Source organism: Paenibacillus riograndensis SBR5 (genome assembly GCF_000981585.1).
Lineage (GTDB): Bacteria > Bacillota > Bacilli > Paenibacillales > Paenibacillaceae > Paenibacillus_AQ > Paenibacillus_AQ riograndensis.
Window position 1 is genome coordinate 6,949,538 of record NZ_LN831776.1, and the last position, 26,964, is coordinate 6,976,501.

Genomic DNA, 26,964 nt, shown 5'->3' on the forward strand with positions numbered 1-26,964 from the left:
CCGTGAACTTGCAAGGGCTACAGGATAACCTCTACCTTAACCATAGCTTTTTCCGGGTAAGCGGGCACTATGTTGCCTTCCAGCCGCTGGCCATCCACACGGATTTCCTTCACACCCTTGCAGTTATGTGAGCTGTTGGTTACAGAAATCTCGTAGAGGCAGCCGCGGAATCTCCGGTTCACCGTGAAGCCTTCCCACTCCGAGGGAATGCACGGATCAATGGACAGCCCCTCCAGGACTGGCTTAATGCCCATAATATACTGGGTAGCAGCAATATACATCCAAGCGGCAGTACCGGTCAGCCAGGATACGTTGGCCAGTCCGAACTTATCCGATTCCGGCCCGAACAGATTGGAGGCATAGACATACGGTTCTGCCTTATAGCGCCATATTCCGGCCTGCTCCATAGCGACGTTCGGAATCAGCTGGCGGTAATACTTGTAGGCCTGATCTCCTCTACCCAGCATACATTCCGCAATAATAGCCCAGGTATTGGCATGGCAGAAGACCGCGCCATTTTCACCCGTGCCCTTGTTGTAATTGGTCAGCGGGTCTGCAGGATCAGGGAAAGTGGTGATGGAAGGATGCAGCTTCTTAATGCCCAGCTCCGTATCCAGAATATCACGCACGCTGTCCATAGCCTGCACGGCTTTGTCTGGCTCGGCCATGCCGGACAGGGTGGCCCAGGTTTGCGCGTTGAGCCAGATTTTGGCCTCGTCGTGCTCATCCGTACCGAGGAAACGCCCGTCATCCATCACCGCCCGCCGGAACCACTGCCCATCCCAGCCCAGCGTGTTCACCAGGTCCTTCTGGTTCTCATACATCGCTTCATAACCTGCTGCATGCTCCGGATGGCCGGATGCCGCTGCCAGATCCTTCATGCGCAGCAGTACCGTCCCGAGCTGCATCGCCGTCCAGATGCTCTCCCCTTTGCCCTGGCGGCATACACGGAAAAGCTGGTCGTTCCAGTCCGAACGCAGCATTAACGGGAAGCCGTTCGGTCCCAGCCGGGAGGCGGTAAAATCGATGGCCCGCTTCAAATGCTCATACAGCGTGCCTTCGCCGCCGTCATAAAAGGGCAGGCTCTCCTGCAGAAATCCGGCATCCCCGGTCTCCGCGAGAATGTCCCATACCGCAAGCGCGGTCCACAGATGGTCATCGGAATGAATGCTGGTCACCGGGTCCCAGCCCTCATTCGGGAAGAAATAATGGTTCACATGTCCATCCTGATATTGCTGCCCCAGCAGCAGGCGGACCTTCTCTTTCGCCGCCTCCGGATCAAACGGGGCCACGGCCAATATATCCTGCGCGGTATCCCGGAAGCCTACACCCCGGAAGGTGCCGGTGGCATAAAAGGAAATATTGCGTGAGAAGAGGAAGTTCCGCTGGGCCTGATACGGGTTCCAGATGTTGAGCATCCGCTGCGCATCTGCATCCGGCAATTCGCAATTCCAAGCGCCCAGATAGCTGTCCCAGTTCTCTTTAAGGGCTGCATAGGAACGGGCGACGAAATCCGCCTCCCGCGAATGCTCAATAGCCTGCTCTACTTCCACTTCATCCATTGCCGTCCCCAGGAAAAAGTTCACGGTCCGGGTTTCACCGGGCTGCAGGGTCACCTGTACCTGGAGCGCGCCGCAGGGGTCCCCGCCCAGGAGCGTTGAGCCCGTGCAGCCTCCCTGCTCAATGGCTGCGGGATTGGATTCACTGCGGTAGCTGCCGATAAACTCTTCACGGTCGCCGTCGTAGCTGTGCAGCGGCGTATCGGACATCATGTATACCAGCGGCGTCTCCTCCGGCTTCGGCTGATTCTCAACACCGTATTTGTAGACCAGCGCTTCCTTGGGGTGATACTGCACCGATACCTGATGTTTGTTGTAGCACTGCCACTGCAGCTCGCGCATGAATTCCATCATGCCAAACTCGGCGTAAGCATACACATTCAGCACCTTCACCGCAGGGCTGTTGTTCGTCAGTGTCAGATTCCAGATCAGCGAGTTCTCATAGGGCCCGACAAAATAAACGGTCTTCGCAGCGACCTCATCCTCCTGAGCCTCGAAACGGGTATACCCCAGGCCGTGGCTGCTGCTCCATTCCTGCGGCTTCTGGAAGGCAGGCTCATAGGTAGGACACCAATAACGCCCCGTTCCGGCATCCTGGAGGTAAATATAGGGGCCGGAACGGTCTGTCGGCAGATGGAAAAACCGGTAGCGGGTAATCCGCCAGATCTGGGGGGATTTATAAAAAGCCACCCCGCCGCCCGCATGGGACAGCATGGTGTGAAACGTGCCGTTGGACAGGTAGTTCATCCATGGTGTCGGCATGTCATGACGTTTGAACTCGACTTCCTTCAGTTCGTCGCGGAACGTAAAATACTGGTCAAGCTGCTGCTCACGGACAACCGCTGCGCCTCCAGCGGTTTTTACTACGCCCTTCTTGTGCTCTTTAGAGCCGGATAGGCCGGCAGGACTTGCGGGTCCGGGTTGCTTCATCATAAGTTTGGCTCCTCTCGGGGTTGGAAAATGCTCACTTGGGCTCTACCTCATCCATCGTCAGCCGGTACTCCAAATCGTTCATATAAGTACCATCGCTATTCAAGAACACCATGCCGAAGGCAAAGTCCTCCCGGCCGCCCTGGACGATGGCAATCAGCCGGTTGATTCCGCTGCTCAGCCGGATCTCCTTCTCCGGGGCTGCAACCTGTTCCCCGTTCATATAAATCTCGAAGGCATTGTCCGATTGCACCTGCAGCCTGCCGGTGCGGACGTTTCCAGTCCTGCTGTCCTCAGACAGTGCCGGGAGATGCACAAAGCAGCTCAGGAACACCGGACAGCCTGCCGGGTCCGGAATCAGCAGTGTTCCGTCGGCGCGGCGTTCTTTTTTCTTCATCCAGCCGTACAGCCCCTCACCCAGATTGTTCAAGGAGAATTCAGGGTCGGTATAATAATCCTTCATGGCCTGATAGTCCACATACGGCGGACAAGGCAGCACCATTGCAGTTTCCACTGCCCATTCCGCATCCCCTTTATCACGGATCAGCAGCTCATCCGCGAAGGCGGCGCCCATATTTCCCAGCAGGCGGGTGTAGAGGCGCAGGCTTTTGTCGCTGTCCGCTTCCGTGAGCAGCTGCGAGCAGATAATTTCTCCCTCGCCTGCCGCGATCCGGATCAGAAAGCCTCCGGGTTCACGCGCCTTGTCGCGGTTCAGCTCGACCAGCGCCAGTCTGCTGTATTCTGCTGTGTGCTGCCCGGCAAAATAATCCTTCCAGGCTGTTCCCTCCACGCTGGTGCACAGCACCTCGGCGTCCGGGACTTCCAGCCTGTGCAAGGCCAGCTCCCGGTTCACTACATCCCGGGGCGAGAGAAATACCTTGTCGAACCCGAACAGGTCGACAGGGCTGAATCCTTGGACGGCGGCGTGCGCATAGTCCGCCTCCAGATGGTACGTCCCGTGCGGCGCGATGCGCACGGGACGGTCCAGCAGGCGGGCGAGTGCCTCCTGCCCGCCGGGCTCTGCCGGCAGCACCAGCACCCTGCTGCCGGCACTTGCAGCCTGCCGGACGGCCTCAGCCGCGCCCGGTCCGTTCAGCAGCCCGGCCTCCACCACGAGGAGGCCGGGACTTAGGCTGGATAAGCCTGCGGCGCTGTCCAGCCAAGTGCCCTTGAGGCGAAGCTTGCGGAGCAAAGCTTCCGCCGGGCTGCCGCTGCGGACCCATACCGCAGCGGGCACCGGTGCCGCAGCCGCGGGGACCGCGCGGCCCGCATAGCGGAGCAGGCCCCGCAGCAGCAGGCAGGCCTGGGGAATCCGGTGGAGATGATCCATGATCTCCAGCTGATTAGCCAGGAACATTCCTGCACCGTTCCGGTATTCCAGAAGCGGCGACCACAAGTCCCCGCCGTCGCCGAAATCACCGCTGCTGCATTCCAGCAGCAGGGTGAAATCCCCGGTTACCGGCTTCTCAAAAGCTGCCTTAATAATCGGCAGCGGCCCTTCCTCGCGGAGCTCCTCATGCCAGAACATCAGGTCCTCGTCGCCAAGACCCTGAAGTACAGGATGTTCATAGCTGCCCGCCTGGGCGCGGATGAACTCTCTGCGGACCAGGGGAAGCTTGCCGGGGGAGAGATGAAGCTGCTCCAGCAGCAGCAGCCTGCCTCCTTGCTGAACAAAACCCCTCAGCTTCCGGTCCAGCCCCCCGTCCATATCCGGCATTTTGCTGCCGACAATCAGCAGAATGCCGCCGGGCAGCTGCTCTATGGCTTCAGGATCTATGCGGTCCAGGTCAGGAACCAGAACTTTAATCACCTCATAGTCCCTATCTGAGCCTGTATAAACGGCGGGCAGCTCCAGTGCTACCGGAGCAGTCTTGCAGCTGCCGGACAGCAGCCTGTAGCTGAGACTAAGCTCATGCTTCAGTTCCCCCCCATGGAACAGCCTGGCCGCAAGCACAGCTTCCCCCTCGCCATCGACGGAATCCGGCATCCACTCCAGCCGGATACACCGCCGTTCAGCAGGCTCTTGCCGGAAGCTGAAGGCCCGCGTATGAACCACGCGTCCGTCCTGCTGAACGGTGCATTCAATGGTTACTGCTTGTTCGGCCAGCGTATCGTTATACACATCGAAGCTGCGGCGGATCGGCGAGTCGTCGAAAAAGCAGCGGTTATACTCGGCAGCTATCATCGTGACCGGTTTGAACGCCTCCGCCATGATATCGAAGGAGGGGTTGACCCGATACGCCGGGTATTCCTCCGGCAGCAGTCCGTTGTTCAGTGAAAGTGAGTATGCCGGAATAAGCACAGGCTTGGGTCCTGGTTCCGTCAGATCCGCAGGCGGCAGAGCAATATCCCGGTCCGGCATCGCCCGCATGAAATAATGGACGAAGTTGAAGGTGGAGATGCCGGACACCCCCTGGCGCCGCGCATATTCCACGAAGAGCCGCTCTTTCTGGGCAAGCCCGGCAGCACTAGCGTCCGTATCGCGGTATGCCCCAAGCCCCACGTACATGCTGCTGTTCTGCGGGCAGATGTACCACCAGCCGCCGTGTTCACCAAAGGTGAGCGGAACCGTACGGTCCCATTGGGAGATCGTTCCGTCGATGTTGTAGTGCCGGCTCTCTACCTCCGTAAGCTCCTTGGGGAGCAGCCGGTTATCCCCTTCGACCATGATTGGGCGGGTGGAATCCAGGTCCCGCATCAGCTTCATCAGGCCGGGAATATGCTGCTTGTAGCCGTCCCGGCCGTCGACCCAGCGCATCTCGTTCTGCACACTCCACAGGATGACGGAAGGATGGTTTTTGTCACGTTGCACCAACCGCTGCACATGTGCCCGGCAGTTGGCTATGAAATCCGGATGATTGGCATCCATCGATTTGCTGGAGCCATAAATCGCGGTTTCATCGACGATAAGCATCCCTTCCTCATCGGCAATCCGCAAATAATCGGACGGATACGGCTCGGCATGCAGCCGGATGCTGTTGACGCCCGCCTGTCTGCACATGCGGTACCAATTGCGGATATAGCCTTCTGTCTGCTGCGCCGCACCCTGGAAGTGCCAGGAATCCCCGCGCAAGTTAACGGGAGTTCCGTTCAACATAAACTGCGGACCTTCACACCAGAATTCCCGGAAGCCGAACGTTCCGGTGCGGCGGTCGAGAGTTTCCCCTCCTGCCCGCAGCTCAAGCTCCAGTTCATACAGATTAGGAGTTTCGGGACTCCACAGCCTGGCGTCCGGCCACGACAGCACAAACCGGGCTTTCTGCCACTCCCTGTTGTCCGCGTTCTCACATAATTGCCGGCCTTCTCCTGCCTGCAGAGGTACGGCTTCTGCACCAGCCTCCGCTTCAAGCACCGGCAACGCCCCTGGTTTCCGGTCGTTTACCTTAAGGAATACCCGCAGCGGTTCCGCATACGCGCTGCCGGATTCCGTACCAATTAGCGCGTCCACCTCCAGAAGGCCTTGGCGGAAAAGGGTGCGGATCGTAATATCCTCCAGCGTTACAAGCGGATAGCTTTCGAGGAATACATCCTGCCAGATTCCCCTTGCCATTCTGCCGAACCAGGAGCCTGCAAGCCCCGTAATCTTCCTGTCCCCGGAGGGCAGCACCGTTTGATCAAAGCTTCCGCAGACCACATGCAGGTGCTGCTCCTCACCCGGCTTCACCCGTGAGCTGATATCCAGCCGCAAGGGCAGATACCCGTCCTCCCAGACGGCGATCCGCTCGCGGTCCAGATAAACCGCCGCCTTTTGCATAATCCCATCGAACCGCAGGACAATCCGCTGCCCCAGCATAGTCTCAGGCACCTGGAAGGACCGGTGCAGCACACCAGCTTCCGCCGCATCCCATTCCCTTGGATAGCCGTATACATCCAGCGGCGCGAAGCCATGCTCTGCGACCTCTCCGAATTTTTTGCCTGATGGCTGCGGATAGCCGTGGCGCCAGCTGGAAGGAACCTGTACCTTGCGTGCCTCATACACCAGCCTTTCCGGAAGAGTCCGGTTGAGGGGCTGGCCGTAGAGCGGCATGAAATCCCATTCGCCGTTCAAACATATCGATGTGCGCATCCTTTTCACTCCTCTTTTTTGCCTGCGGGGACGGCTACGTTTAGCACCATAGTGAGCTTTTTCCAAATTTCCTGGTCAGGCTGCGCATCCCCCCACTTGATAAAATGCGGCTCCATAACTTCCCCCCAATGCTCCGGCCTGAGATTCGTTGTCAGCTTGCCGGAATACGGCACGGGTTCCACCGTCGCGGGCAGCTCGGAATAGAAGAACAGCAAATTCTCATGAAGCCCGATGATCCCGTACTTGTCCCCGTCTCCCGGACGCTCCTCCTGATACTGATAATGGTAATAGACATAGCTTGAAACCTGCTCCGGCTTCAAAACAGCCACCCTTCCAAAGGGTGTTCTTTCCCCTTGGCTGCGCTTCCAATACTCTCTGGAAACAGGCTGCTGATAATGAAAAATATCCATCATGGGCGCCCACCATCTCGGCTGTTCCCCTCCCGGCCAGACCTGGAGCAGTTCCCCGTTATCCGCCAACAGCTTCTCCGGTTCATGCCGCTCTCCGCCGCATTCATAATAAAGGAACAGCTCTTTGCCGCCCTTAAATATGCTGAGCCGGGTTACATCCAGCAGTTCCATACGTTCATTCAATTGTTGAAGCCGAGAGGGGAAAAAGGACTCCGGAACTCCGCCTTCCCTGCACTCGCCCCTGTATAAACAGCGCTGCATAAGCACCCTCCAACTTTGTGTCATCTACCTCTTCAGATTAGCGCATCCGGACGGCCGGTTCCTTGACGATCAAGCCCTTCTTTAGCATAATAACGACATGACAAATAAACTGTATGCACGGGATTTGGGACTGGAGCCCGGCTTTACTTTCCGAATTCAGAAATGCCCGCTTACCCATGACTATTATGTTCACTCCCATGACTTCTCGGAGCTGGTGGTCATTTTGGAGGGGAGTGCGATTCATATCATCGAAGGAAGGGAGTATCCCGTTTCTGCGGGACAGGTATTTTTTATTCACAGCGATATCTCCCACGGCTACAAAAATGTGCAGAATATTCAATACGTCAATGTAATGTTCCATCCCGATCAGCTGCTGCAGCTGCCTGAGCTGAAGCTCCTGCCGGGATTTCAGGCCTTGTTCTATCTGGAGCCGTTCTTCCGCAAAGAGATGTTCTTCAAGGGGATGCTCTCGCTGGAGCCAAGGCAGCTGGATGAGGTGAATCTTTTGCTGGACCGGATACTGGAGGAGCATGACCGGCAGTCAGACGGGTACCGGCTGATGATCCGCACCTATTTCACAGCGCTAGTCGGCACCCTCTCAAGGTATTACCGGCAGAATGGCGGCGGGACGGAGAACAAAGCGCTGCGGATCGGGGAGGCGATTACCTATATTGAGGAGCATTTTTTGCAGCCTGTCTCTTTGCAGGATCTGGCCGATCTGGCCTTTATGTCCAAGCGCCAGTTCCTCCGCGTGTTCACCCGGAATTATCATACGACGCCCATGGATTACATCATCCGCAAACGGCTGGACTACTCCTGCACACTGCTGCGCAATCCGGAGCTGTCCATCTCGCAAGTCGCGATGGATAGCGGGTTCCGGGACCATAATTACTATTCTAGACAATTCAAAAAAGTGTTCCTCTGCACGCCTTCCGAATACCGGACACATAAGGCCGGGCTGTAACGTGACGGCAGGCCGGAATCGGAGCCACGGGCGGAATTGAAGGCAGCCTTTGAAGAAAAAGTACGGGTAAAATGAACAGCGCATAAGTTGCTGAACGAGAGAACGCGCAATCGCTTGAAGACACATCACGCTTACGGATGGACAGTCCCCGCCCCGCTGCTTATCAAGCGCACACTATTGCACAACGCGGGGATGCTGGATGGCCCAAGCCATCGGGGAATCCGGACTTACAATCGCTGGATTTCCCGGTACTGCCCCGGCAACTTCCCTGCAGGGACGTATCAACGGCATTTTTGCCGTTGTTTCACGGCTAGCTGACGTGCTGAGGCTTAACAACGGCACTTTTGCCGTTGTTTTCACCGATCACGGCTGCGCCGCGCCTAACAACGGCACTTTTTAAAATGTTAAGGGAAAAATCCGCTTAGCTCTGTATGAAGCTCTATGCTGCCCAAAAAACCTTTTTTTTGAACTCATTGAAGCCAGATGACAATATGTCGTCTATGAACAAGACTTGCTAATCTCTGCGGACTCTGGCATTCTTCATAATGGAAACAATCGAGCAATCAGGAGGGTACGATGTTATGAAAATCAAACTTGATCTTTTTCCGGGCGGTGTTACTAAAGCGCTAACAACGAGCTGGGATGACGGTAGAATCTATGACAGACAGCTGGTCGCGGTCCTGAACCGGCATGGCTTGAAGGGCTCTTTTCATTTAAATTCGGGATTCTTTGGCAAGGACAGCTATATTACCAGGGAAGAAGCGGCCTCCCTTTATAAAGGGCATGAAATTTCCGCGCATACCTGCACTCATCCTTTCCTTTCCATGACCCCCCGTGAAGGCATTGCCGAAGAGGTTCTGAGGGACCGCGAACACCTGGAGCAAATCGCCGGGTATCCCGTTAGGGGCATGTCCTATCCGTTCGGCGATTACAATGACGGGGTGTTGAGCATTCTTCCTGCGCTGGGAATCGAATATTCGCGAACTGTACAGTCCCACGGCAGCTTCATCCTGCCGGACAACCCGCTGGCCTGGCATCCCACCTGCCATCACCGTGATATGCTGGCGCTTGGACAGCAATTCCTGGAGGAGAAGCCTAAGTACCCACGAATGCAGCTCCTGTATGTCTGGGGGCACAGCTATGAATTCAACGACAACAATAACTGGGAGGAATTAGAGCAGTTCGCCGGCATGATGGGCGGCCATGAAGATATCTGGTATGCCACCAATATCGAGATTGTTGACTATCTCTCCGCTGTCCGGGGATTGCGCTTCTCCGCTTCCCGGTCCATCGTCTATAACCCCTCAGCAGTGGATGTATGGATTACGGCAGAGGATCAAGTCCGCCAGATCCCCTCAGGCGCTACCCTGCAGCTGGATTGAAGCATCGGGCACTTGAGGCCGGCAGCTATATAAGTTGAACTTTAGTTTTACATTGTTCGTCACTGCGGGGAATGTTTGGACTTCCAGCCGCTGTTGTCGTAAGAATTTCTTGATTTGAACCGCCTTTAGCGGTTGAAATCCGGTGACTGTTTATGCTGAAGATAGCGAGCTTTCCTACGGAAAGCTTTCAGGCGGACGCATTCGCTCTGTAAGTATCCAAACTTCCCCTCCGCACTTCTTCCCTTTTATGAATTCTTTAAGTTTATATAGCAATTGAAACGTTTATCCGCCAGCGGGAGGCCGTCATCCGAATAAGGGATCAGGGCATCGGGATCGACGAGGATGAGATCGCCCGAAGGGGTAAAGATGCAAGCAGTGAACTACACACCACCTAAGAGGTGGGTGCTTCTTGGTCAATAGAGCTACTGCTCCAAGTTTACCCAAGCTTAGAGGCTAGTTCCTAGCCCAATCGTTGCCATCTTATATGGCTAATTGTATTAAGTTTTTAGCTGCGTTTACATCTCTGTCGTGTTGTACACTACATTCAGGACAAGTCCATTCACGTACCGCAAGGTTCTTCACTTCTGCGTTTTTATAGCCGCAGCAGGAACATCTTTGGCTGCTCGCAAAGTGTTTTGGGGCAATCATCAATTCTCTACCGTACCATTCTGATTTGTAAGTAAGCATCTCTCTGAACATGCTCCACGATACTTCGGATATGGCTTTCGCTAATTTGTGATTCTGCATCATTTTCTTTACACGCAGGTCTTCCATCACGATCACTTGGTTTTCGCGTATCATTTGGGTTGACGTTTGGTGCAAGAAGTCTTTACGCTGATTCGCTATTTTTTCATGAAGCTTGGCGACCTTCAAACGTGCTTTATTTCGGTTATGGCTTCCTTTCTTCTTTCTCGACAAGTCCTTTTGCAGTTTGGCTAATCGTTGTTCAGATTGACGAAGATGTTTCGGATTTGCGATCACTTCGCCACACGAAGTAATCGCAAAGTTTCTTAGTCCCAGATCTACGCCAATCTTCTTTTCTGTTTTTGGCAAAGGAGCGATATCTGTTTCTACCCGTACGGAGGCAAAATATTTTCCTGATGGTGTTTTGGATAGGGTGCAGGATTTGATTCGCCCCCAGAATGGACGATGTACCTTGATTCGGATTCTTGTCTTTAGTTTCGGAATTTTAATCGTTCCAGCTTTGGTGGCTATCGTTCCGTTTTGATTGTTCGTTGTGAAGCTATTGTTGTTCGTTTTCTTGCTTTTGAATGTAGGGAAACCCACGTTCTTATCCCGAAAAAAATGCCTATAGGCTTTCTCCAGGTTGAGCTGAACGTTTGCTAAGGCCAGGCTGTCCACTTCTTTCAGCCACGGGAATGCTTTCTTGTACCTGGCAGGTGTATTATGGAGCATTTTCTCCGTTTGTTTATAGTGTTCGATCTTATCCGCAAGCATTTTGTTGTAGATAAAGCGGACACATCCGAACACCTTTGCCAGATATTGTTGTTGCTCATGGGTGGGGTAGATCCGATACTTATGCGCTTTAAGTACGAACATGCCTCGCAACTCCTTTCCAGGAATTTACGAATCCATCATAGCACAAATGTTCGTATTTATGGAAGAAAATTTCCTTTAGATAAGAAAGACCGTTGCCATTCATCCCACCATTTTAGAAATGGGGGAATTCTGACAACTGATGGTTAAAGTTGGCGACAGTGTCGACAAGCTGAAGGAAGCTTATCCCGAAGGGAATCTGATTGGAATGGAGCGCCTAACGAAGAAGATGATTACCGGTATGCACCGGCAAACTATGTGGGTGTGATGCCCTTTCACATTAAGGATACTAAGATTGAAAGTATCCTGATGTACAAGCTTCTGGACTAAACTTTATAATTATAATTAAGGCCATCCGAAATGGATGGCCTTAATTACACTTCGCCTCTGGTCTAACGGGCTATTCACCCTTTATAATACTGCGAATCCGTTCAACCGGAGCCTTGGGCTTCCGGTCATAGGTCAGCAGCCCATTAATCTCCTGCTCGACATCGGTCAACTGGGTATAGCAGAAGCCTTGAATCACCGGTGAGGAGAACAGTATGTGCCTCCTTCGCATAGGCTTCCTTCGTATGCGGCTCCTTCATTGCATTAACGCTCCTTCTTGTGTAGATGACACAGCTTGCCGCCTATTTCACGTAAAATGTTGCATCCTGTTGATCTACAGCCGTTGATATAGTGGATATCTCCAGCAAGCCATTCCGGTGTCTCATATAAGCGCCCGGGATATTGTAGGATTCAAAGGAAGCCGCCCATGAGCCTGTCAGTCCGGCGCGCAGCTGCCAGGTTGCATCATTCTTGAACAGGGCAGAATTGTCGTTAGCCTCCAGCCAGACCTTCCCGTCCCTGTGACGGAGATAGAAGCCCGGTTTATTAACGGATTCGATAGACACAGAGGATTCATTCGCCAGTCCTTTGACCAGTCTCCACTGGGATTCTGCACTGTATTGTCCTCCGTCTATTCTTCCTCTCCCGTCCTGATATTGCACATAGCTGTGCATGTTGAAGCTCTCCAGCTGATTGACCGGAATCTCCGTATCTACCCGGACCAGCTTCCAGTTCTGGGTATCCAGACTGTTGGCTCCCCACTGAATGACCTTGGTTCCGGCAGGCGAGCCGCCCCCGGCGTTATCCAGCATCAACCCGCTGTGCCCGTTCATGACCGTGTAATAGCTGCTGCCCTTGTGGGCGAATTTCCACCGCTGGGTGTCCAGGTCATTGTTCGTCCCCAGGATGACCTTGGTCCCCGGAGCCGTGGCTCCGTCCGGATCCTCCCAGACCAGACTGTTGTTCACACTCATTCCCCGGAAGAAGCCGCTATTTCTGTAATCCAACCGCCACCACTGGGTATCCGCGCCAAGATCACTCCATTGGATGATTTCGGTACCGGCCGGTGAGCCGCCCCCGGCATTGTCCAGCAGCAGGTTATTATTCTGATTGATCAGCTTGTAGATTCCGCCGGATACAATGGAGGAATCCCCGTTCACCTGAGCCACATTGGCGCGGATTTCATTACGGTCCCCTACCTTCACCGTGTTGACTTCCAGCAGCATAGAATGGCTGAGGGGCAGAAGCGTACCGCTCCAGGCCGCAGGTGTGTTCTGATTGGAGCCCTTTACAGTAAGCGGCGCATCAACCTGGGTCCAGGTGGCGCCATAGTCTCCGCTTGTAAACATTTTATTTGCGGAGGATATCACATCGGTCATGCCGCGCACATATAATCTGCCGTTGGCCGTCCCGTTATCGATATAAGCAATCTCCGGCGTCTGGGAGGCGCGGTAAATCCCTGTACCAACTACGTTCCCCAGATCCGTCGCACTTCCCCAATCCACTCCGTTGGCTGACGTTTTATAACGGACTGCGAAATTCGGGGCCGCCCCCAGCATTTCAAAGAACATGAAATAAGTTCCGTTCTTCACCTTCACTACCCGCGGCATCCCCGGACGCCAGTCCCAGTTCGACGAATTGCCGACGATAATACTGTAGTTCCCCCAAGTCAGTCCTCCATCGCTTGAAATCTCCTGGGCGATGGCCTGATTATAGCCCGGCTGACGTTCATCCGAATAATAACAAATCAAACGCCCGTCGCTGGTTACCGAGAATTCCGGCTCCCATGTACGCTGGGTTCCCGCGGTCCCCCGCGCAGCCAGATTGCTATGGAACTGCCAGGTAGCGCCATTATCGGTACTTCTCCAAATGTGGATGGTATACGGAACCGAATTGTTCCAATCCGTCGACGCGAACAGCAGGGTTCCCGCCGGATAATCTCCGGCCTTCTGCGGTAACACATATAACGTTGTCATCCCTTGCTGATTCCGGTCCAGCCCGTAATTGTTGGGATCAATCTCACTGAGCAGAGACCAGGTCGCCCCGCCGTCCGTGCTCCGGTAGAACGGAAAAGCCTTCATGCCTGCCCAATCAGTATTTCCGGGGAATCTCCGGGTGAAGGTACTTAGAAGATTCCCGTTGTCCAGCTTCACTGCCCTCGCATAATACGGCTCCGGCTCCGCCGCACTGCTAGAGATTACCGTTCCTGTCGTTGCCGCCTGTACAGGCGCTACCGAAATTCCCATGACTAACAAGGCTGCGATTAGAGTCAATAGCATAGCTTTCTTCATACTGATCCTCATCCCTTCGCTATAAATTAGATAACAAGAAATGAATGGCCGCTTAGCCTATTCTCCTGACGGTGCCGCAATATCCTCATCAGCACTCACCGGAATGCCGAAATTCGGGGTTCTATCCTCCTTCCAGGTGAATCTCTGAATACAGGTTGCCCGCAGGCCCGCATCAGCACCCGGAGCGGGAAGAGCGTGATAGACAATCCAGTCCTCCTCTCCGTCCGGCGACACGGTAAAGCTGTTATGTCCGGTAGCATAGACTCCGTTCTCGACACTTTTGTGGAACACAGGGACTGGAGATTTGGTCCAGGAAGACGGTTCCATCGGGTCAGCCGACTCCTCCATGGTCAGTATGCCCAGCGCATAATCCTCCGACCAGGTGGTGCTGGCCGAATAGACAAGATAGATGCGTCCGTTACGGTGGAGCGTTACCGGTCCTTCATTAATGGCCATGCCCCCCTGCTTCTCCCAGTCCAGAGTTGGAGCTGTAAGCAGGACGTGATCCCCCTCCAGTGTCCATGGGTTACTCATTCGCATGATATAGATAGCAGAACCATAATCAGGGTAATGTCCATATCCGGCATACAAAAAATAAAGCTGTTCCTGTACCGTAACCACAGTTCCATCCAGGCCGGGAACAGGGGTCGGCAGCGCGCCCTTCCATACCCATTCGCCTTCCATCGGATCGGCTTCCCCGTTCTCCAGTACGCAAATGCGCCGCGATTCATCGCCTCCGCCGTCATTGGCGGTGAAATAGATATACCATTTACCATTTAGATGGTGAATTTCCGGTGCCCACAGGTTGTAACTGTACCGTCCATTGGGTTCCGGTGACCAGATGGTCTTCTTCCGGCCTTGGGCAAGACCGGTCAGGCTGGAGGATTGGGTTAGCCCCAGCCCTCCGGACTGTGTGTGCATGAAGTAATAATTCCCGTCTGTGTGCCTCAGTACCCAAGGATCGGCAGCGCGTGCGACGATGGGATTGCGAAATGTTTCTGTACCTGCCATGTTTTTTTCTCCTCATCTTATCGGTGTTATAGGTTAATCGTACTTACTGCCGCCGGACGCTCAGCCCTTCATCCCTGTCAAGGCAATGCCTTCAACGAAATATTTCTGTGCAAAAAAGAACACCAGCAGTGTGGGAATCAGCGCAAGCACGGAGCCGGCCATAATATAGGTCCATTGCGAAGTATAGAACCCCTGAAAGGACGCAAGAACCAGCTGCAGGGTATACTTTTCCGGCGAGTTGATATAAATCAGCGGTCCAAGATAATCGTTATAGCCTGCTATAAAGTTCAAGAGTCCTTGCGTAATCAATGCCGGCTTGGACAACGGCAGCATGATACGGAGGAAGGTGTGGAACGGATTCATTCCATCTACCTTGGCAGCATCCTCCAGCTCCCTCGGGATCGTCAGGAAGAATTGCCTCAGCAGGAATACGGCCGCTGCCGCACCGAACATCCCCGGTATGATCAGCGGCATCCAGCTGTCAATCCAGCCGATGTTCTTGAACAGCATGAAGGTCGGAATCATGGTGACCACACCGGGGATCATCATGGTGGCCAGCAGCAGTCCGAACAGCAGATTCCGGGCCGGAAAAAGTAGCCGCGCGAAGGCATAGGCTGCCAGCGCGCTGGTAAACAAGCCTACCAGACAAGGCAGCAGGATAATGAGCAATGTGTTTACAAATCCTTGAACAATATCGGATTCAAACAATACAAAATGATAGTTACTCCATTCAAAATGCTGAGGTATCCATTTCGGCGGCATTTCAAATTCCATTCCCTGCTGCTTCAGCGAAGTGGACAGCATCCACAGAAAGGGAACAGCCATAACCAGCGCTCCGGCCGACAGGAACAGATACGCGAACCCTTTGAAGGTACGCTCTCTGGCCTGTTTCTTGCTGCCCCAGGCGCCGTTTGCCGTTGTTGTTCTCGTACTCACGCGTATCCTCTCCTATTCATAGTGCACCCAGCGCCGGGAAAAGTAGAAATTCAGCAGCGTGACGGCCAGAATGATCAACCCGAGAATCCACGCCATAGATGAGGCAAACCCCATATTCATATACCGGAAAGCATTCTGGAAGAGATAGTATACAATCGTCGTCGTGGAATAGTTCGGCCCGCCTTCGGTCATAATCTGGAACCGCGGGTAATCCTGAAGCGCCCCGATGATGGCGGTGATTAGAATATAGAGTGTAGTAGGCGATATGCAGGGAACCGTTATATGGCGGAACCGTTGCCAGCCATTTGCACCGTCAATCTCTGCCGCTTCATAGAAGCTTCTGGGCACGCCCTGCAGAGCCGCGAGATACAGCACGATATTGATGCCCAGTCCGGACCATACCCCTTGAATGATCATGGCCGGCATCGCCCACTGCTCACTGCTGAGCCAGGCAGGCCCCTGGATTCCAGCTAGCTCCAGCAAATGATTTAACAATCCGTAGGTATCATTAAAGATCCATTTCCAGAGCAGCGTAAGTGCGATGACCGAGCTGATCGTCGGCAGGAAAAACATGGTCCGGAAAAAACGGATACCCTGGATTTTCTGATTCAACGCGGTTGCAAAGCCCAAAGAGCAGATCATGCCAATAGGGATGCTAAGAGCCGAATAGAGTGTATTGCGCAGAGTTTTCCAAAACAACTCGTCCTGAACCAGCTTCACATAATTGTCCCCGCCATTGAATACGGGTGTCTGATAACCGCTATAATCCGTGAAGCTTACATAGACTGAATAGCTGAGAGGGATGAACGCAAACAGCAAGAATCCCAGGATGGGTGCGGCAATGAATGAATATGCCCATAGATATTCCCTTCGTTTCATGATTATCCTCCATTACTCGAGGGTGAAGGAAAAGCCTGAATTCCTTCTTCTTCACCGGACTCACCTTCTGTTTACTTGAACAAGCCGGAATTCCCCTCTTTGATTGCTGCATCTATTTTGGGCTTCAAATCATTTAATACATCAGCTGCGGATTTCTTGCCTTCCCACATCGGAGCCAGCCCTTGAGCGAGCAGATCGTACCATTTGGCGTTAGGCAAGGCAGTCCATGGTCCTGAGACTTCTTTTTCCACCGCCTGGATGAACACCTCGGCATGCTCCGGCTTCTGACCCGGCTGCAGGAAGACATCCGTAGACGCCATGGATTTGAAGCTTGGGATGGAGAAGCCCATAAGGGATTGTTCCCTCTGCCCTTCCGGTCCGCCAAGATACTCCACTAATTTGTAAGCCGCTTCCACATGCTTCGTCTTGCTGTAGATAGCCAGTCCTACCGAACCGCTGATCCCGCCCCAGCCCTTGCCTGACAGCGGCGCTACATCCCAATCAAAGTTCAGCTTGCGGAATTCCGGTACCATCCAGCGGCCGCTTACCATCATCGCCAGCTTGCCTGTCTTGAACATTTCACTGTCGTTCAGATCTTTGAGCGCAGAAGAACTTGGAACGACTCCATGTTTGTTGGTAAGATCCGCTGCAAACTGCAGGGCATCGATGGTCTCCTGGCTGTTGCCGACGAATTCCTGTTTGTTGTCACTGAGGAAGCTGCCGCCGTGTGCCAGCACGAAGTCCTCCCACCAGACCGGTCCCATACCATATTGTGTTGTCTTGCCATTCTTGCTGACCGTCAGCTTCTTAGCCGTATCCAGCAGTTGCTCCATGGACATTGGCGTATCTGCGGACAGGAACGGAACATTCATTTTGGTGAAAATATCCTTGTTGTAGTACAGCACATGAGGACCAATATCCTTAGGCAGCGCATACAGCTCACCTTGACCATTAGCCGAGCCATCATAGCGGTAACGTTCAAGACCCGACGCCCACATGTCGGCGGTATCAATGCTGCTGTTCTTCAACAAATCCTCGATAGGCAGCAGCAGATCCTGGCTCACCCAGCGGCCAAAGTCGCCGTCCGGCACATACAGTACATCGGGGGCATTTCCTCCGGCTAGAATCGTATTCATCTTGCCTACGTAATCCCCTGAGGGAATGTGCAGATAATCAACTTTAATTGCGGGGTTCGCCTTCTCGAAGGCTTGAATCAGATTTGTAAATACCTCCTTCTCCGACGGATCGCCCCATCCGGCGAACTGAATCGTAACCTGTCCCTCGGCATTTGGGATATTTCCGGCTTCCGGCTCCTTCTTGCTGTTTCCACAACCGGCCAAGCCGCCGGTAAGCAGTGCCAAGGATAGGGACAAGAGCAGATACTTGCCGGAATTGCTTTTCGATACATTCATTTTTATTCGACACCCCTTAACTATAAATTTATTCCCTGCTCCTAAATTATTAGGGGAAATGCTATCCGGAACAATCATGAAAACGCTTTAGTTACTGATCAAAAAAATCTTAACTAAAAGCGTTTTCGACGGTCAAAAAAATAACCACCCTTAGGGATGGTTATTGGTCAATGTCTGTTCACCGACTTTTTTGCGCCATTCCAGTGGCGTGGCTCCCGCAGCTTTGACAAAAAAATGATAAAATCGGCTGGAGGATGTAAACCCGACCTCGTGAGAAATGATCTCAACCGCCTTATCGGTCTGCTGCAGTAAGCGCTTCGCTTCACGCAGGCGAAGATTGATAATGTACTGTTTTGGCGAAACGCCTATCAGCTCTGTAAATTTTTTGCGCAGATTGCTTTCGGACAGAAAATACCTTGAAGCCAGCTCGCTAACCGTAATCTGGGTATGATAGCCGGCATGGATCTCCTTCAATACCTCCTGGATGGTGAACTGGTCATTTAAGACATGGGGCAATAGCATGGTTACCCTGTTCCGCTGGAACAGCAGCAGGATCGTCTCCAAGGCTACCCGCATCAAGACATAAGAATCTGCATTATAACTCTCTAATTTCCATTCCTTCTCCAGCTGAATGAGGCTGATCTCCGCCCAGCGCATATCCTCTTCACTGAGATAAGCACTGCGAATCCGGTCCTGCTCCCGCTCTGCGTTATGAAAGAGGTACTGGCAGTATGCCGGCAGCTTGTCATGATAGAAATGTACAGAGATCCCCTGCCAGGGCTCGGTACAGACAAAGCCGTGGTGAAGCCGGGACGGTATCAGAATAAGATCCCCTTTGGACACCTTGATATTCTGTTCCGCCGAACTGTAATACCCTTCACCTTCCAAAATAAGAGTCAGTTCATCGTATTCGTGGGAATGCGACATAAAAAGGCCTTCACCCTTCTCGGCCTGGAAGGTATGGGGCATAAACCGCTCCATGCTGATCACGAAGTTTTTAGTATCATTTTGCATTGTATACTCCCCTTTTTGGATGTACCTGTGAAAACTCGCCTCACTATGTTCAATGCATAAGTATATTTTAGCACGAACATAGTTTTGTGAGAGAGGGGAGTGTGACTAAGTTCTCTAACGGTCCAGGTGCTGCATTGCTGCAGTGTTTACTCTAATCGGAACCACAGCAAAACAGCCGCAGGACACCGGCATGACCACGGTACTCAGCGGCTGTTTCATTGTTGTCTACCTTCTTCCGGAATCTTGCTTATTTGTTCACGGGTTACGGATTCATAAAGACACTGCTGCCCAATAGTGGCCCTGTTTGTCATACATAATGATCGCTTCGGTCAGAGTAAACAGTCCGCGCACACCGCCTGAGATTACTCTTGCCCCCAGACCCTCCAGATCCTTCGGCTCATCCAGCAGCTGCATACTATACAGGAACGGATCGTAATCCTCCCCTACACTGTAGGCCATAATCACCTTATGGTTGTCCGGTAACCTGGTTTGGGTAATGACAACTAAAGAACAGGAGATGATTAAGTATGCGGGACGGATCTATGAATACTCCCGCCACTTACCGATGCTACCGCTTCGGCTGAAGTGGGGGTTTCTGATGTCTCAACCTGAATTATTTCAGGATACTTAACACCAGGGGAGTTGACACGTTGACGGACTGGTTACCGTCCAACTCCTCTATCCCATCCGTACTCTTGGCAACTACGTTTGGGAATACTTTGCGCATAATGTTGGCAGCGCCGTTTACATCGGCATGGATGAACCCTTTATTACTTCGATACAGCCCGCGATGAATTCGCTTGCCGGAAAACGTCCATGTCCCCTCTTCGCCATAACGCGGCAAGGGATCGTGATCCAGAAAGCTGGCTTTCGACGTGTATGCTTCTTCCGTCAGTATGACCGCTATTCCCTGTTCAGCCGCCTTATACTGGATCATGCGGATCAGCATCTGGTGTGGGATGTGGCAGAACGACTGATTGTTTCGCCGTCCGATCGCCGATGATTGCTTCCATCTATCGTTATGTCCGATGACGATCGTGCCGATGCGTTTTTCCACGGCCAACCTAACCAGGCGATGACTGGCTTTGTGAAACAAGTCTTTGATCCGGAGGTAGCGTTTCCGATGCAGACGTTCCATCCGTTTGGAGGTGTGTAACCCTTCTCTCGGTTCCTTGCCTTGACGAAGAATTCCGGTATAGTGCGCTTTCATCTTGTTGTAATACTGGTTGATCGCTTTGACGATCTTGCCCTTCACGATCATCGGCTTCGAACCCGTTGTCGTGACGATGGTTGCAAGATTGTCTACACCCAAATCAATGGCCATAAGGTAATCAGAACGATTCACGTCCATAAGTAAATCAGAAGGTTTGACGTCTAGCACGTTTTCTTGCGCGGCTTCCTTCTCTTCCATTGGACAAGCGAAGATCAATTCGACGACATAGTGTCCATGGCTGGGCACTACACGTACCTGTTTCAGTTGTCCGTGGGCACGGCCCAGCTTGCCGATGTTAAGCTGTCGCCTGGTCTTGGGAAGCTTAAGAAACTTCCGTTCTTTGATCACGCAATCCTGATTGGAGAACACCACTTCTTTCACCGGACTGCGAGCGTAACCCGGTATATTCGGTTTGCCGGTGTACTTCTCCGGATGTTTACGATAATCCTTCATGCTCGCGAAGAAGCCGGTCCAGTTTTGAAACACCACCTTCATGATGCTTTGACTGCTCTGCGTAGGAAGTGCGCGATAATCGGGTTGATCCATCACTTTGAACAACGCGTCCAGAAAGGGGTAGGACACAAAGGGATTCTCCTGTGAAGGCAGCTCGAACAGGCGGGAACGATTTTGAAAGCTCCGTCTTTCATTCATTGCTTCGAGCCTTGTTTCCAGTGTGTTCATCACTTGTTGTTGCAATGGCTGAAGGGGCCCTTTTCGTCCAAAAGAAGTAAACACTTGCCGGATGTAAAAGTTGGTCGTATTGTACAGATTTCTGGCGTTCTGACACGCTTCATTTAGGTACGTAAACAACCGATGGCCCGGTTTGATCCATACTTGATGGGTCCTGTACATCATCGTTGAATCCGACATGACTTCACCTCCTTCCAATCACGGAATGCGAATGTATGTTCCGTTTTTATTATACCGCTAATAAAGATGGAAGGAAAGAACATCTTGCGGGCAAGTTCAGGAGGTCGCCGATTCACCTCACCGCTTGCAGAAGCGGGAGTCCTCTCGGCGAGTGCTGATAGAAGCTTTCACCTTCAAGGCCGACAAGCTGCTGCCGAATAACCCCGGGCTTCCGGCAGTTCTGTATAAACGCGCACTACAGGAGAATCCGGAAAGCGCAGAGCAGCTCTTCAATGATAACGGCTGGCGGAACAGCTGGGTGAACGGTGTATTCAGCTATCACCATTACCACAGCAATGCGCATGAGGTGCTCGGTGTGATGTCCGGCAGCGCCAGCCTGCAGCTAGGCGGGATGCCGGGCGCAGGGTTGAGGTCTCGGCCGGGGATGTCCTGGTGCTGCCTGCCGGTACGGCACATAAGCGGCTCACGTCCACGCAGGACTTCCGCATCACCGGCGCTTATCCCGGCGGAGCAGACTACAACACCCGCCGGGCCACACCGGAAGACTTCGCAGCGGCGCTCCCTGAAATCCGCGAGGTGCCGTTGCCGGATAGTGATCCGGTCTACGGTGAGGCGGGTCCGTTGTTGAGCATGTGGGGTAGTTCCTGATCGTTAAGCGATTTTTGAATACAAAGAAGAGGACATCGATTAAAATGTGCTCTTCTTTGTATTCATATCTGATGTCTCCGGTTAGCTAATGTTCTGGGACGGCTGCGAGACTTTGGGCATAGCAGCGATCTCAGTTACCTGTTTTGCCGGACTTCTCCATCAGTCCTGCCACGATCTGATCGATCGGATTCGTGAATAGAGCATACAGAATGGCAGCATTCTCTTTTTTGCTCAGGGCTTCTCTGGACTTGAAGTCAACTGCCCCCTTGGCATCAGCCTTGATGTCCGGACCGTATAATCCCAGAGCCACGGCCATCTTCACTGCCGGAACTGCCCATTTATCCGTACTATCGGCCAGCTTCACATCCTGGAACAGCTTATCTGGGTACTGTGCACTGAGCAGTCTCCACACCATGACCGCCGCCTCCTGGCGGGAAATGACCCGGTCAGGCTGGAAGTCTCCGCCCGCCGTTCCCTCAACCATTCCGAGTTCTACAGCCATTTGTATATAGCCGGCATCCGGATGTCCCTGCAGATCAGGGAACGCCAGCTTCACGGTCTTGCTCTCTTTGACACCGCTGCTCTCCATCATCAGCCGCACATACTCTGCACGTATAATTCCCGCCTCAGGCTGAAAGCTGAGCGCCGCATCATTCGGCAGATAGCCCAGCGATTGCAGCATCATAACCGGGGCAGCATAAGGATGGCTTGCAGTGACATCGGCATAACCGGCACCGTCCGGACCCTTCTTCTCATAGCTGTAAGGATTAAGGTACGGCTCTTTCAGATAAGCTCCTTGTCCGCCCGGCGTCAATTCAAAGCCGGTAAATTTCCTGGTAAGCTCATCAATGAACAGATTATCGTCTACCTGGCGCAGCTGGCGGATGCCCAGCAAGGCATCGCTAATGGTAAGTGCACCCTCTTGTACAGCAACTGTAGAGACCAGGCTCTTGAGACGGAGATCTGCATAGTAGCCTGTGAACGCCTCCAGAGCTTCAGCGCTCAGCGGCTGGGAGGCGTCCAGCTTCGCCGGTGCGGCATATTGCGGGAAGAATGTCTGGATGAACGCCGGGTAGAACAGCTCCCGCAGTGCGCTCCGCTGATTATAGGCAATGAACACCCCGGTGTTCTGCTCCGGGATCAGGAACATATAAGTGCTGAAGCCGATTAAATCGCCTGCTTTGGTGATAATCCTGGAGCTGCTGCCCGCACCGGTAAGCTGAATAGGTGCTTCGAAGCCGTAGGTGGTATTCGGCAGCAAAGGGTGGATGGAGGAACGGTACTCCTCCATGGAATCTACTGTACGTTCAGACAGAATGCGGCTATTCCCCGCAACGCCCCCGTTCAGAAAAGCCGTCATGAACTTGCCGATGTCGTCGGCAGTAGACAGCATGCCTCCATGCGGCATAACAGTCGGAGTTACTGTATACAGATCAAGCGCCTTGCCGGTAGCACCATAAGCGGTAGCAAGATCTTCTTTCAGCTTGCCTTCCAGCAGGAAGCCGCTTGAATCCATATTCAGCGGGGCAAACACATGCTTCTCCATGTAATCCTCATAGGGCTCGCCGCTGGCCTTCTCTACCACCAGACCAAGCAGCAGTGAGGCGAAGTTGTCATACATGTAGGAAGTGCCCGGTCACGGGACAACCGGCGGCATATTCCGCAGCACATAATCCTCAATTGATACTCCGGTATAGGTCTGGAAATCCGCTTTCAAATCGATTTTGCCTTGCTCTACCAGCTGCATGACGGCAGCGGCAGTGAAGGTTTTGGATACCGAGGCCATGCGGAAGACCGTTTCATCCGGGTCAACCGCTGTTTTGGCAGCCTTGTCCGCGTAGCCGAAACCTTCTTCAATCACCGTCTTGCCATCCTTAACCACAATGACAACCGCACCGGCAAGCTGCGCTTTCACCTCTTCCGAGCTAAAGAATTACTTGAGGAATGCTGCGGCATTCTCCGTCGTCAGCGGCTTGGCTTGTGCGGCAACAGCTGCCGGAGATGCAGATGCGGGAGGAACGGCAGACGCTTGTACCGCCGGGGACGCCAGAGTCAGAATCAGGGCAGCGGCAAGCACTGTCCTCGTCCAAAAGGCAGAACGGTTGTGCAACATTAACAACTTCATTCCACTCCATTTCCATTGAAATAACAGGCATAGATGTTTCTACGGCATTTTATGGAAATGTGTTCATTTAATTCCGGAGCACTTCTTCCATTTTCTTCAGCTTTCTGTAAATAACCGACCGGTCCACACTTAATTTCTTGGCCGCTTCTGTACCGTTTCCATAACAATCCTTCAGCACTTTTTTAACGGCCTTCTGAGAGAAGTCCCCTTCCTCTGCAGGTAGGGGATGAAACTCGGTTAGGCGAAGCCTAAATGCATTTTCTATTGTGTGTGCCCTTGGGCGTCAAAATCATCCTATCTTTTTCCAATAAGAGGATAGATGTTGGATGTTTGTGTGATATAATAGGAACATATGATCCGATTAAGGTGGTGACCTTTCGTGCAAATCACTTATCAGTTTCGCCTCTATCCAACTCCCAAACAGGAGCAACTCATGATTCGAACGTTGAGGTTGTGCCAGAAGTTGTACAATCGGGCTAAGGAGCAACGAGATACCGCCTACACTCAGGAGGGTAAACCCGTCACCTATGCCATGCAGCAGGACGAATTGCCCGCTTTCAAGAAGGAATTCCCCGAATATAAAGCCGTTCATTCGCAAGTGCTGCAGGATTGCCTGCGACGGCTGGATGATGCCTATCAGCGATTCTTTCGCGGGGAGGCGGGGTTTCCCCATTACAAGTCGGCCGACCGATATCTCTCTTTTACATACCCCCAGCCTGGTGCGGTAGCCAAGACATTGGCCCACGAGGGATCCGTCTATTTGTCCAAAATCGGCTGGGTCCGCATGCATGCACACCGTCCATTCGACCGGGCAAACGTGACCCAAATCAATGTAAAACGATATGCAGACGGGTGGATGGCAAATATAGGCGTGAAGCTGGCGGCCGTGGAAGCAGGCCAGTCGGTGGATGCGGCCGTGGGCATCGACGTAGGGCTGCGCATGTTTGCGGCGCTGTCTGACGAGACGAAAGTGGACAACCCGCGGCATCTGCGAAGAGCGGAGAAGCGGCTCAGACGCGCCCAGCGGCGGCTATCCCGCAAACAACGCGGTTCCTGCAATCGGCAGAAAGCCAAACGGAAGGTCGCGAAAATCCACCAGAAAGTCGCGCGGCAGCGCAACGATTTTTTGCATAAACAATCGTACCGCATCGTCATGAAGCATGATCTGATCGCGGTGGAGCAATTGAAAGTGAAAAACATGCTCCGAAATCGCCGGCTGTCCAAAAGCATCGCGGATGCCGGATGGCGAAAGTTCATGACGTATCTGTCGTATAAAGCGGAAAGACAGGGGAAGCGATTCGTACAAGTGCCTGCCCACGGCACATCGCAGACCTGTATATGCGGCGCGGATGTGCCGAAAACGTTGGCTATTCGGCTTCATGAATGCAAAAGATGCGGATGGGTGCAGGACCGAGACATCGTATCCGCTAAGGTCATTTTGCAGCGGGCTTTGAAAATTAGTGCATGATGGATCGATCGCCGTAGGGAGGGTTTGCCCCGAACGGGATGCATACTGCATCGAACGCTTGTGGAGATCATGTAAGACCTTTCTACAAAAAGGCAGCGATCGTCGAAACAAGAAGCCCCCGCCTCTATAGGCGGTGGGAGTATTCACTATAACGTCCCTCTGCTACTGCAGTGAAGTCTTTCAGAGCAGACAGGTGATGTTTATTCTTATCTATGAAGTGGTCGATGGCAAACCAATCCGCAATCTGATCCTCTTCCTCTTGGCTAATCCCCAAATATTCCGTAACCACAAGCCGCTCGATATAATTCCTCAGCTCTCTCGCATTCCCGTGCCAGGGCTGACTAAGTTAGGTTAGTGTGAAGCATCGGGCTTACTTATATGTTTATTTTCGGATGATCCGTCCTCTATACATCGGGCAAATTTCCAAAACAACAAGAAACCCGATTCCCCTGCATCCTGACGGCAGGAGAAATCGGGTTTTGCCTTTATGCAAGGCTTCAGCACTGACCTGCAGGAGCAACGAGTCTTGTGCTGAACGATCCGTTCGGACGGGTATCACACGGACGAACGCGGGACGGTTACAGCCTTCCTCCGGCGGCTGTATCCGCATGATCCTGCCGGGCGATCCACGTCAGGCAGGCTGCCCGCAGCAGCGCCTCGGTCCTCTGGCCCGCGCTGCAAAAGATCCCGCTAAGGCCGATCCGGTACAGATCGGCCAGCGCGTACGCCGCCGGTGCCCCGGCGGCGAGCAGTGCCGCCGCCGGCTTCACGCTGCGCGCGGCGGCCAGGATCTCCTCCGCCGCCTTGGCGAAGCCTCCGGCGGCGTCTTCCGGCGCGGCTTCGCCCGCCGCGCCGTCCAGCACCAGGAAATCGGCGATGCGCGCGATTTCCCCGGCGGCGGCGCGCTCCACATCGGGCAGGATCACCGCCCCGATGCGGCACGCCGCCGCGTAAGCGTGGCCGAGGGTCTGCTCGGCCACGCCCTCGATGAATTCGCGCTGCGCCGCGAATTCGGCTGCGCTGGCGGGATACGGCGCCAGCAGGTCCACGCGGCAGTCGCCGCCCAGGCGCTGGCGCTCCGCGACCGCCGCGAACAGCGCTTCAAGCTGCGCATCCTGCAGCGCAGCCAGCCTGGCCGGCTGATCGGCCAGCTCCGGCATGAAGGGCAGCATGACGGCGGCCCAGAGACCGTCCGCCGAATCCAGGAGCGCGGCAGCCGATGCGCGCAGCCGGTAGTAGATCCGTTGCAGAATCCGCTCCTCCTGCGCCGCAGTCTCGCTGAACAGCCAGCTGGCATAGAGCCCGTTCACCTCAGGGGCAAGCAGCCATTCGCCGCTGCGGATCAGACAGGGGCCTGCCGGCATGGCTCCGGCATCCTCCCGCAGGGCCGGCCGCTCCTCGCGCCCATCCCGCAGCACCAGAAAAGCCGGACGTTCCCCCGGACGTCTGACATAAGCACGGTTCAGCGGCTCCCTTATACTTGCGCGTTCCCCTTCAGCAAGAAACTCCGCAGCCGCAGAAGCCACTGTCGCCGATTGGCTCATCTCCACCCCAATGGTCCGGTCCCCGGCAAGATACTTGAACGGGCGCTCATTCTTATTCCGGTTTTGATCCTGCTCACGTTCACCCTTCATCTCCGCA

At 53.7% G+C, this 26,964-nt stretch carries 24 protein-coding genes and 1 pseudogene; 6 read left to right on the plus strand and 19 right to left on the minus strand.

Annotated elements, in window-relative coordinates; genetic code table 11:
• Nucleotides 1-17: 17 nt before the first annotated feature.
• Genes PRIO_RS29245 through PRIO_RS29255 form a run of 3 tightly spaced genes read right to left on the minus strand, consistent with a single transcriptional unit; the run spans nucleotide 18 to nucleotide 7,148 of the window.
• The gene (locus PRIO_RS29245) at nucleotides 18-2,492 is read right to left on the minus strand and encodes a GH36-type glycosyl hydrolase domain-containing protein (protein WP_020426834.1); all 2,475 of its coding nucleotides are present in this window, start codon (nucleotides 2,490-2,492) and stop codon (nucleotides 18-20) included.
• 31 nt (nucleotides 2,493-2,523) lie between these two features.
• Complete coding sequence (locus PRIO_RS29250; RefSeq protein WP_046505789.1) at nucleotides 2,524-6,555, minus strand: glycoside hydrolase family 2; 4,032 nt, start codon at nucleotides 6,553-6,555, stop codon at nucleotides 2,524-2,526.
• A gap of 5 nt (nucleotides 6,556-6,560) precedes the next feature.
• Nucleotides 6,561-7,148 (minus strand): hypothetical protein, encoded by a 588-nt coding sequence (locus PRIO_RS29255; RefSeq protein ID WP_231869772.1) that lies wholly within the window; start codon nucleotides 7,146-7,148, stop codon nucleotides 6,561-6,563.
• A gap of 175 nt (nucleotides 7,149-7,323) precedes the next feature.
• Here PRIO_RS29255 and PRIO_RS29260 point away from each other — a divergent pair, with 175 nt between their 5' ends.
• The 3 genes from PRIO_RS29260 to PRIO_RS29270 all read left to right on the plus strand — a co-directional run bounded on the left by PRIO_RS29260 (nucleotide 7,324) and on the right by PRIO_RS29270 (nucleotide 9,572).
• The gene (locus tag PRIO_RS29260; protein WP_020426837.1) at nucleotides 7,324-8,190 is read left to right on the plus strand and encodes an AraC family transcriptional regulator; all 867 of its coding nucleotides are present in this window, start codon (nucleotides 7,324-7,326) and stop codon (nucleotides 8,188-8,190) included.
• A gap of 199 nt (nucleotides 8,191-8,389) precedes the next feature.
• Nucleotides 8,390-8,590: a hypothetical protein gene (locus tag PRIO_RS29265; protein WP_046505792.1), complete on the plus strand. Its 201-nt coding sequence runs from the start codon at nucleotides 8,390-8,392 to the stop codon at nucleotides 8,588-8,590.
• 181 nt (nucleotides 8,591-8,771) lie between these two features.
• Nucleotides 8,772-9,572: a polysaccharide deacetylase family protein gene (locus PRIO_RS29270; RefSeq protein ID WP_020426839.1), complete on the plus strand. Its 801-nt coding sequence runs from the start codon at nucleotides 8,772-8,774 to the stop codon at nucleotides 9,570-9,572.
• Between the two features lie 480 nt (nucleotides 9,573-10,052).
• Here PRIO_RS29270 and tnpB read toward each other — a convergent pair whose 3' ends face one another.
• Nucleotides 10,053-11,132: an IS200/IS605 family element RNA-guided endonuclease TnpB gene (gene tnpB, locus PRIO_RS29275; protein ID WP_046504599.1), complete on the minus strand. Its 1,080-nt coding sequence runs from the start codon at nucleotides 11,130-11,132 to the stop codon at nucleotides 10,053-10,055.
• 139 nt (nucleotides 11,133-11,271) lie between these two features.
• On the opposite strand from tnpB, the gene PRIO_RS37255 reads away from it, so the two are divergent.
• Nucleotides 11,272-11,397, plus strand: coding sequence for a hypothetical protein (locus PRIO_RS37255; RefSeq protein ID WP_269451279.1), 126 nt, complete (start codon nucleotides 11,272-11,274; stop codon nucleotides 11,395-11,397).
• 132 nt (nucleotides 11,398-11,529) lie between these two features.
• Here PRIO_RS37255 and PRIO_RS36295 read toward each other — a convergent pair whose 3' ends face one another.
• From PRIO_RS36295 to PRIO_RS29315, 9 genes are all read right to left on the minus strand, one after another.
• Nucleotides 11,530-11,688, minus strand: a complete 159-nt coding sequence (locus tag PRIO_RS36295; protein ID WP_167345565.1) for a hypothetical protein — start codon at nucleotides 11,686-11,688, stop codon at nucleotides 11,530-11,532.
• Nucleotides 11,689-11,758: 70 nt separating this feature from the next.
• Nucleotides 11,759-13,747, minus strand: coding sequence for an AbfB domain-containing protein (locus tag PRIO_RS29280; protein WP_020425888.1), 1,989 nt, complete (start codon nucleotides 13,745-13,747; stop codon nucleotides 11,759-11,761).
• Nucleotides 13,748-13,804: 57 nt separating this feature from the next.
• On the minus strand, nucleotides 13,805-14,758 hold the full coding sequence (locus PRIO_RS29285; protein WP_020425889.1) for a glycoside hydrolase family 43 protein: 954 nt from the start codon (nucleotides 14,756-14,758) through the stop codon (nucleotides 13,805-13,807).
• 60 nt (nucleotides 14,759-14,818) lie between these two features.
• Nucleotides 14,819-15,694, minus strand: coding sequence for a carbohydrate ABC transporter permease (locus PRIO_RS29290; protein WP_020425890.1), 876 nt, complete (start codon nucleotides 15,692-15,694; stop codon nucleotides 14,819-14,821).
• 12 nt (nucleotides 15,695-15,706) lie between these two features.
• Nucleotides 15,707-16,573: a carbohydrate ABC transporter permease gene (locus PRIO_RS29295; RefSeq protein WP_020425891.1), complete on the minus strand. Its 867-nt coding sequence runs from the start codon at nucleotides 16,571-16,573 to the stop codon at nucleotides 15,707-15,709.
• A gap of 71 nt (nucleotides 16,574-16,644) precedes the next feature.
• Nucleotides 16,645-17,985 carry an ABC transporter substrate-binding protein gene (locus tag PRIO_RS29300; protein ID WP_020425892.1) on the minus strand — a complete coding sequence of 447 codons (1,341 nt, stop codon included), beginning with the start codon at nucleotides 17,983-17,985 and terminating at the stop codon, nucleotides 16,645-16,647.
• A gap of 150 nt (nucleotides 17,986-18,135) precedes the next feature.
• Complete coding sequence (locus PRIO_RS29305; protein ID WP_046505798.1) at nucleotides 18,136-18,999, minus strand: helix-turn-helix transcriptional regulator; 864 nt, start codon at nucleotides 18,997-18,999, stop codon at nucleotides 18,136-18,138.
• Between the two features lie 270 nt (nucleotides 19,000-19,269).
• Nucleotides 19,270-19,458 (minus strand): hypothetical protein, encoded by a 189-nt coding sequence (locus tag PRIO_RS29310; protein WP_020425895.1) that lies wholly within the window; start codon nucleotides 19,456-19,458, stop codon nucleotides 19,270-19,272.
• A 154-nt stretch (nucleotides 19,459-19,612) separates the two neighbouring features.
• Nucleotides 19,613-21,082 carry an RNA-guided endonuclease InsQ/TnpB family protein gene (locus PRIO_RS29315; protein WP_046505802.1) on the minus strand — a complete coding sequence of 490 codons (1,470 nt, stop codon included), beginning with the start codon at nucleotides 21,080-21,082 and terminating at the stop codon, nucleotides 19,613-19,615.
• 151 nt (nucleotides 21,083-21,233) lie between these two features.
• Between PRIO_RS29315 and PRIO_RS29320 the strand changes: the two genes are divergently transcribed.
• Nucleotides 21,234-21,710 (plus strand): hypothetical protein, encoded by a 477-nt coding sequence (locus PRIO_RS29320; protein WP_331709824.1) that lies wholly within the window; start codon nucleotides 21,234-21,236, stop codon nucleotides 21,708-21,710.
• Nucleotides 21,711-21,860: 150 nt separating this feature from the next.
• Here the strand turns inward: PRIO_RS29320 and PRIO_RS37365 are convergent, their stop codons facing one another.
• The 5 genes and pseudogenes from PRIO_RS37365 to PRIO_RS37550 form a co-directional block, all read right to left on the minus strand.
• The gene (locus PRIO_RS37365) at nucleotides 21,861-22,322 is read right to left on the minus strand and encodes an S-layer homology domain-containing protein (protein ID WP_331709856.1); all 462 of its coding nucleotides are present in this window, start codon (nucleotides 22,320-22,322) and stop codon (nucleotides 21,861-21,863) included.
• Nucleotides 22,323-22,343: 21 nt separating this feature from the next.
• A pseudogene (locus PRIO_RS29325) lies at nucleotides 22,344-23,354 on the minus strand (serine hydrolase domain-containing protein); the annotation flags it as partial.
• Nucleotides 23,355-23,366: 12 nt separating this feature from the next.
• On the minus strand, nucleotides 23,367-23,645 hold the full coding sequence (locus tag PRIO_RS37110; RefSeq protein WP_020425989.1) for a serine hydrolase domain-containing protein: 279 nt from the start codon (nucleotides 23,643-23,645) through the stop codon (nucleotides 23,367-23,369).
• A gap of 18 nt (nucleotides 23,646-23,663) precedes the next feature.
• Entirely contained in the window at nucleotides 23,664-23,855 is a 192-nt protein-coding gene (locus PRIO_RS37115; RefSeq protein ID WP_020425988.1) for a hypothetical protein, read from the minus strand.
• 67 nt (nucleotides 23,856-23,922) lie between these two features.
• Nucleotides 23,923-24,120 carry a helix-turn-helix domain-containing protein gene (locus PRIO_RS37550; RefSeq protein ID WP_082118151.1) on the minus strand — a complete coding sequence of 66 codons (198 nt, stop codon included), beginning with the start codon at nucleotides 24,118-24,120 and terminating at the stop codon, nucleotides 23,923-23,925.
• A 114-nt stretch (nucleotides 24,121-24,234) separates the two neighbouring features.
• Between PRIO_RS37550 and PRIO_RS29330 the strand changes: the two genes are divergently transcribed.
• Entirely contained in the window at nucleotides 24,235-25,323 is a 1,089-nt protein-coding gene (locus PRIO_RS29330; RefSeq protein WP_046505805.1) for an RNA-guided endonuclease InsQ/TnpB family protein, read from the plus strand.
• 578 nt (nucleotides 25,324-25,901) lie between these two features.
• Here PRIO_RS29330 and PRIO_RS34195 read toward each other — a convergent pair.
• A complete protein-coding gene (locus PRIO_RS34195) occupies nucleotides 25,902-26,957 on the minus strand; it encodes a hypothetical protein (RefSeq protein WP_144412141.1) in 1,056 nt (351 codons plus the stop codon).
• Nucleotides 26,958-26,964 lie beyond the last annotated feature (7 nt).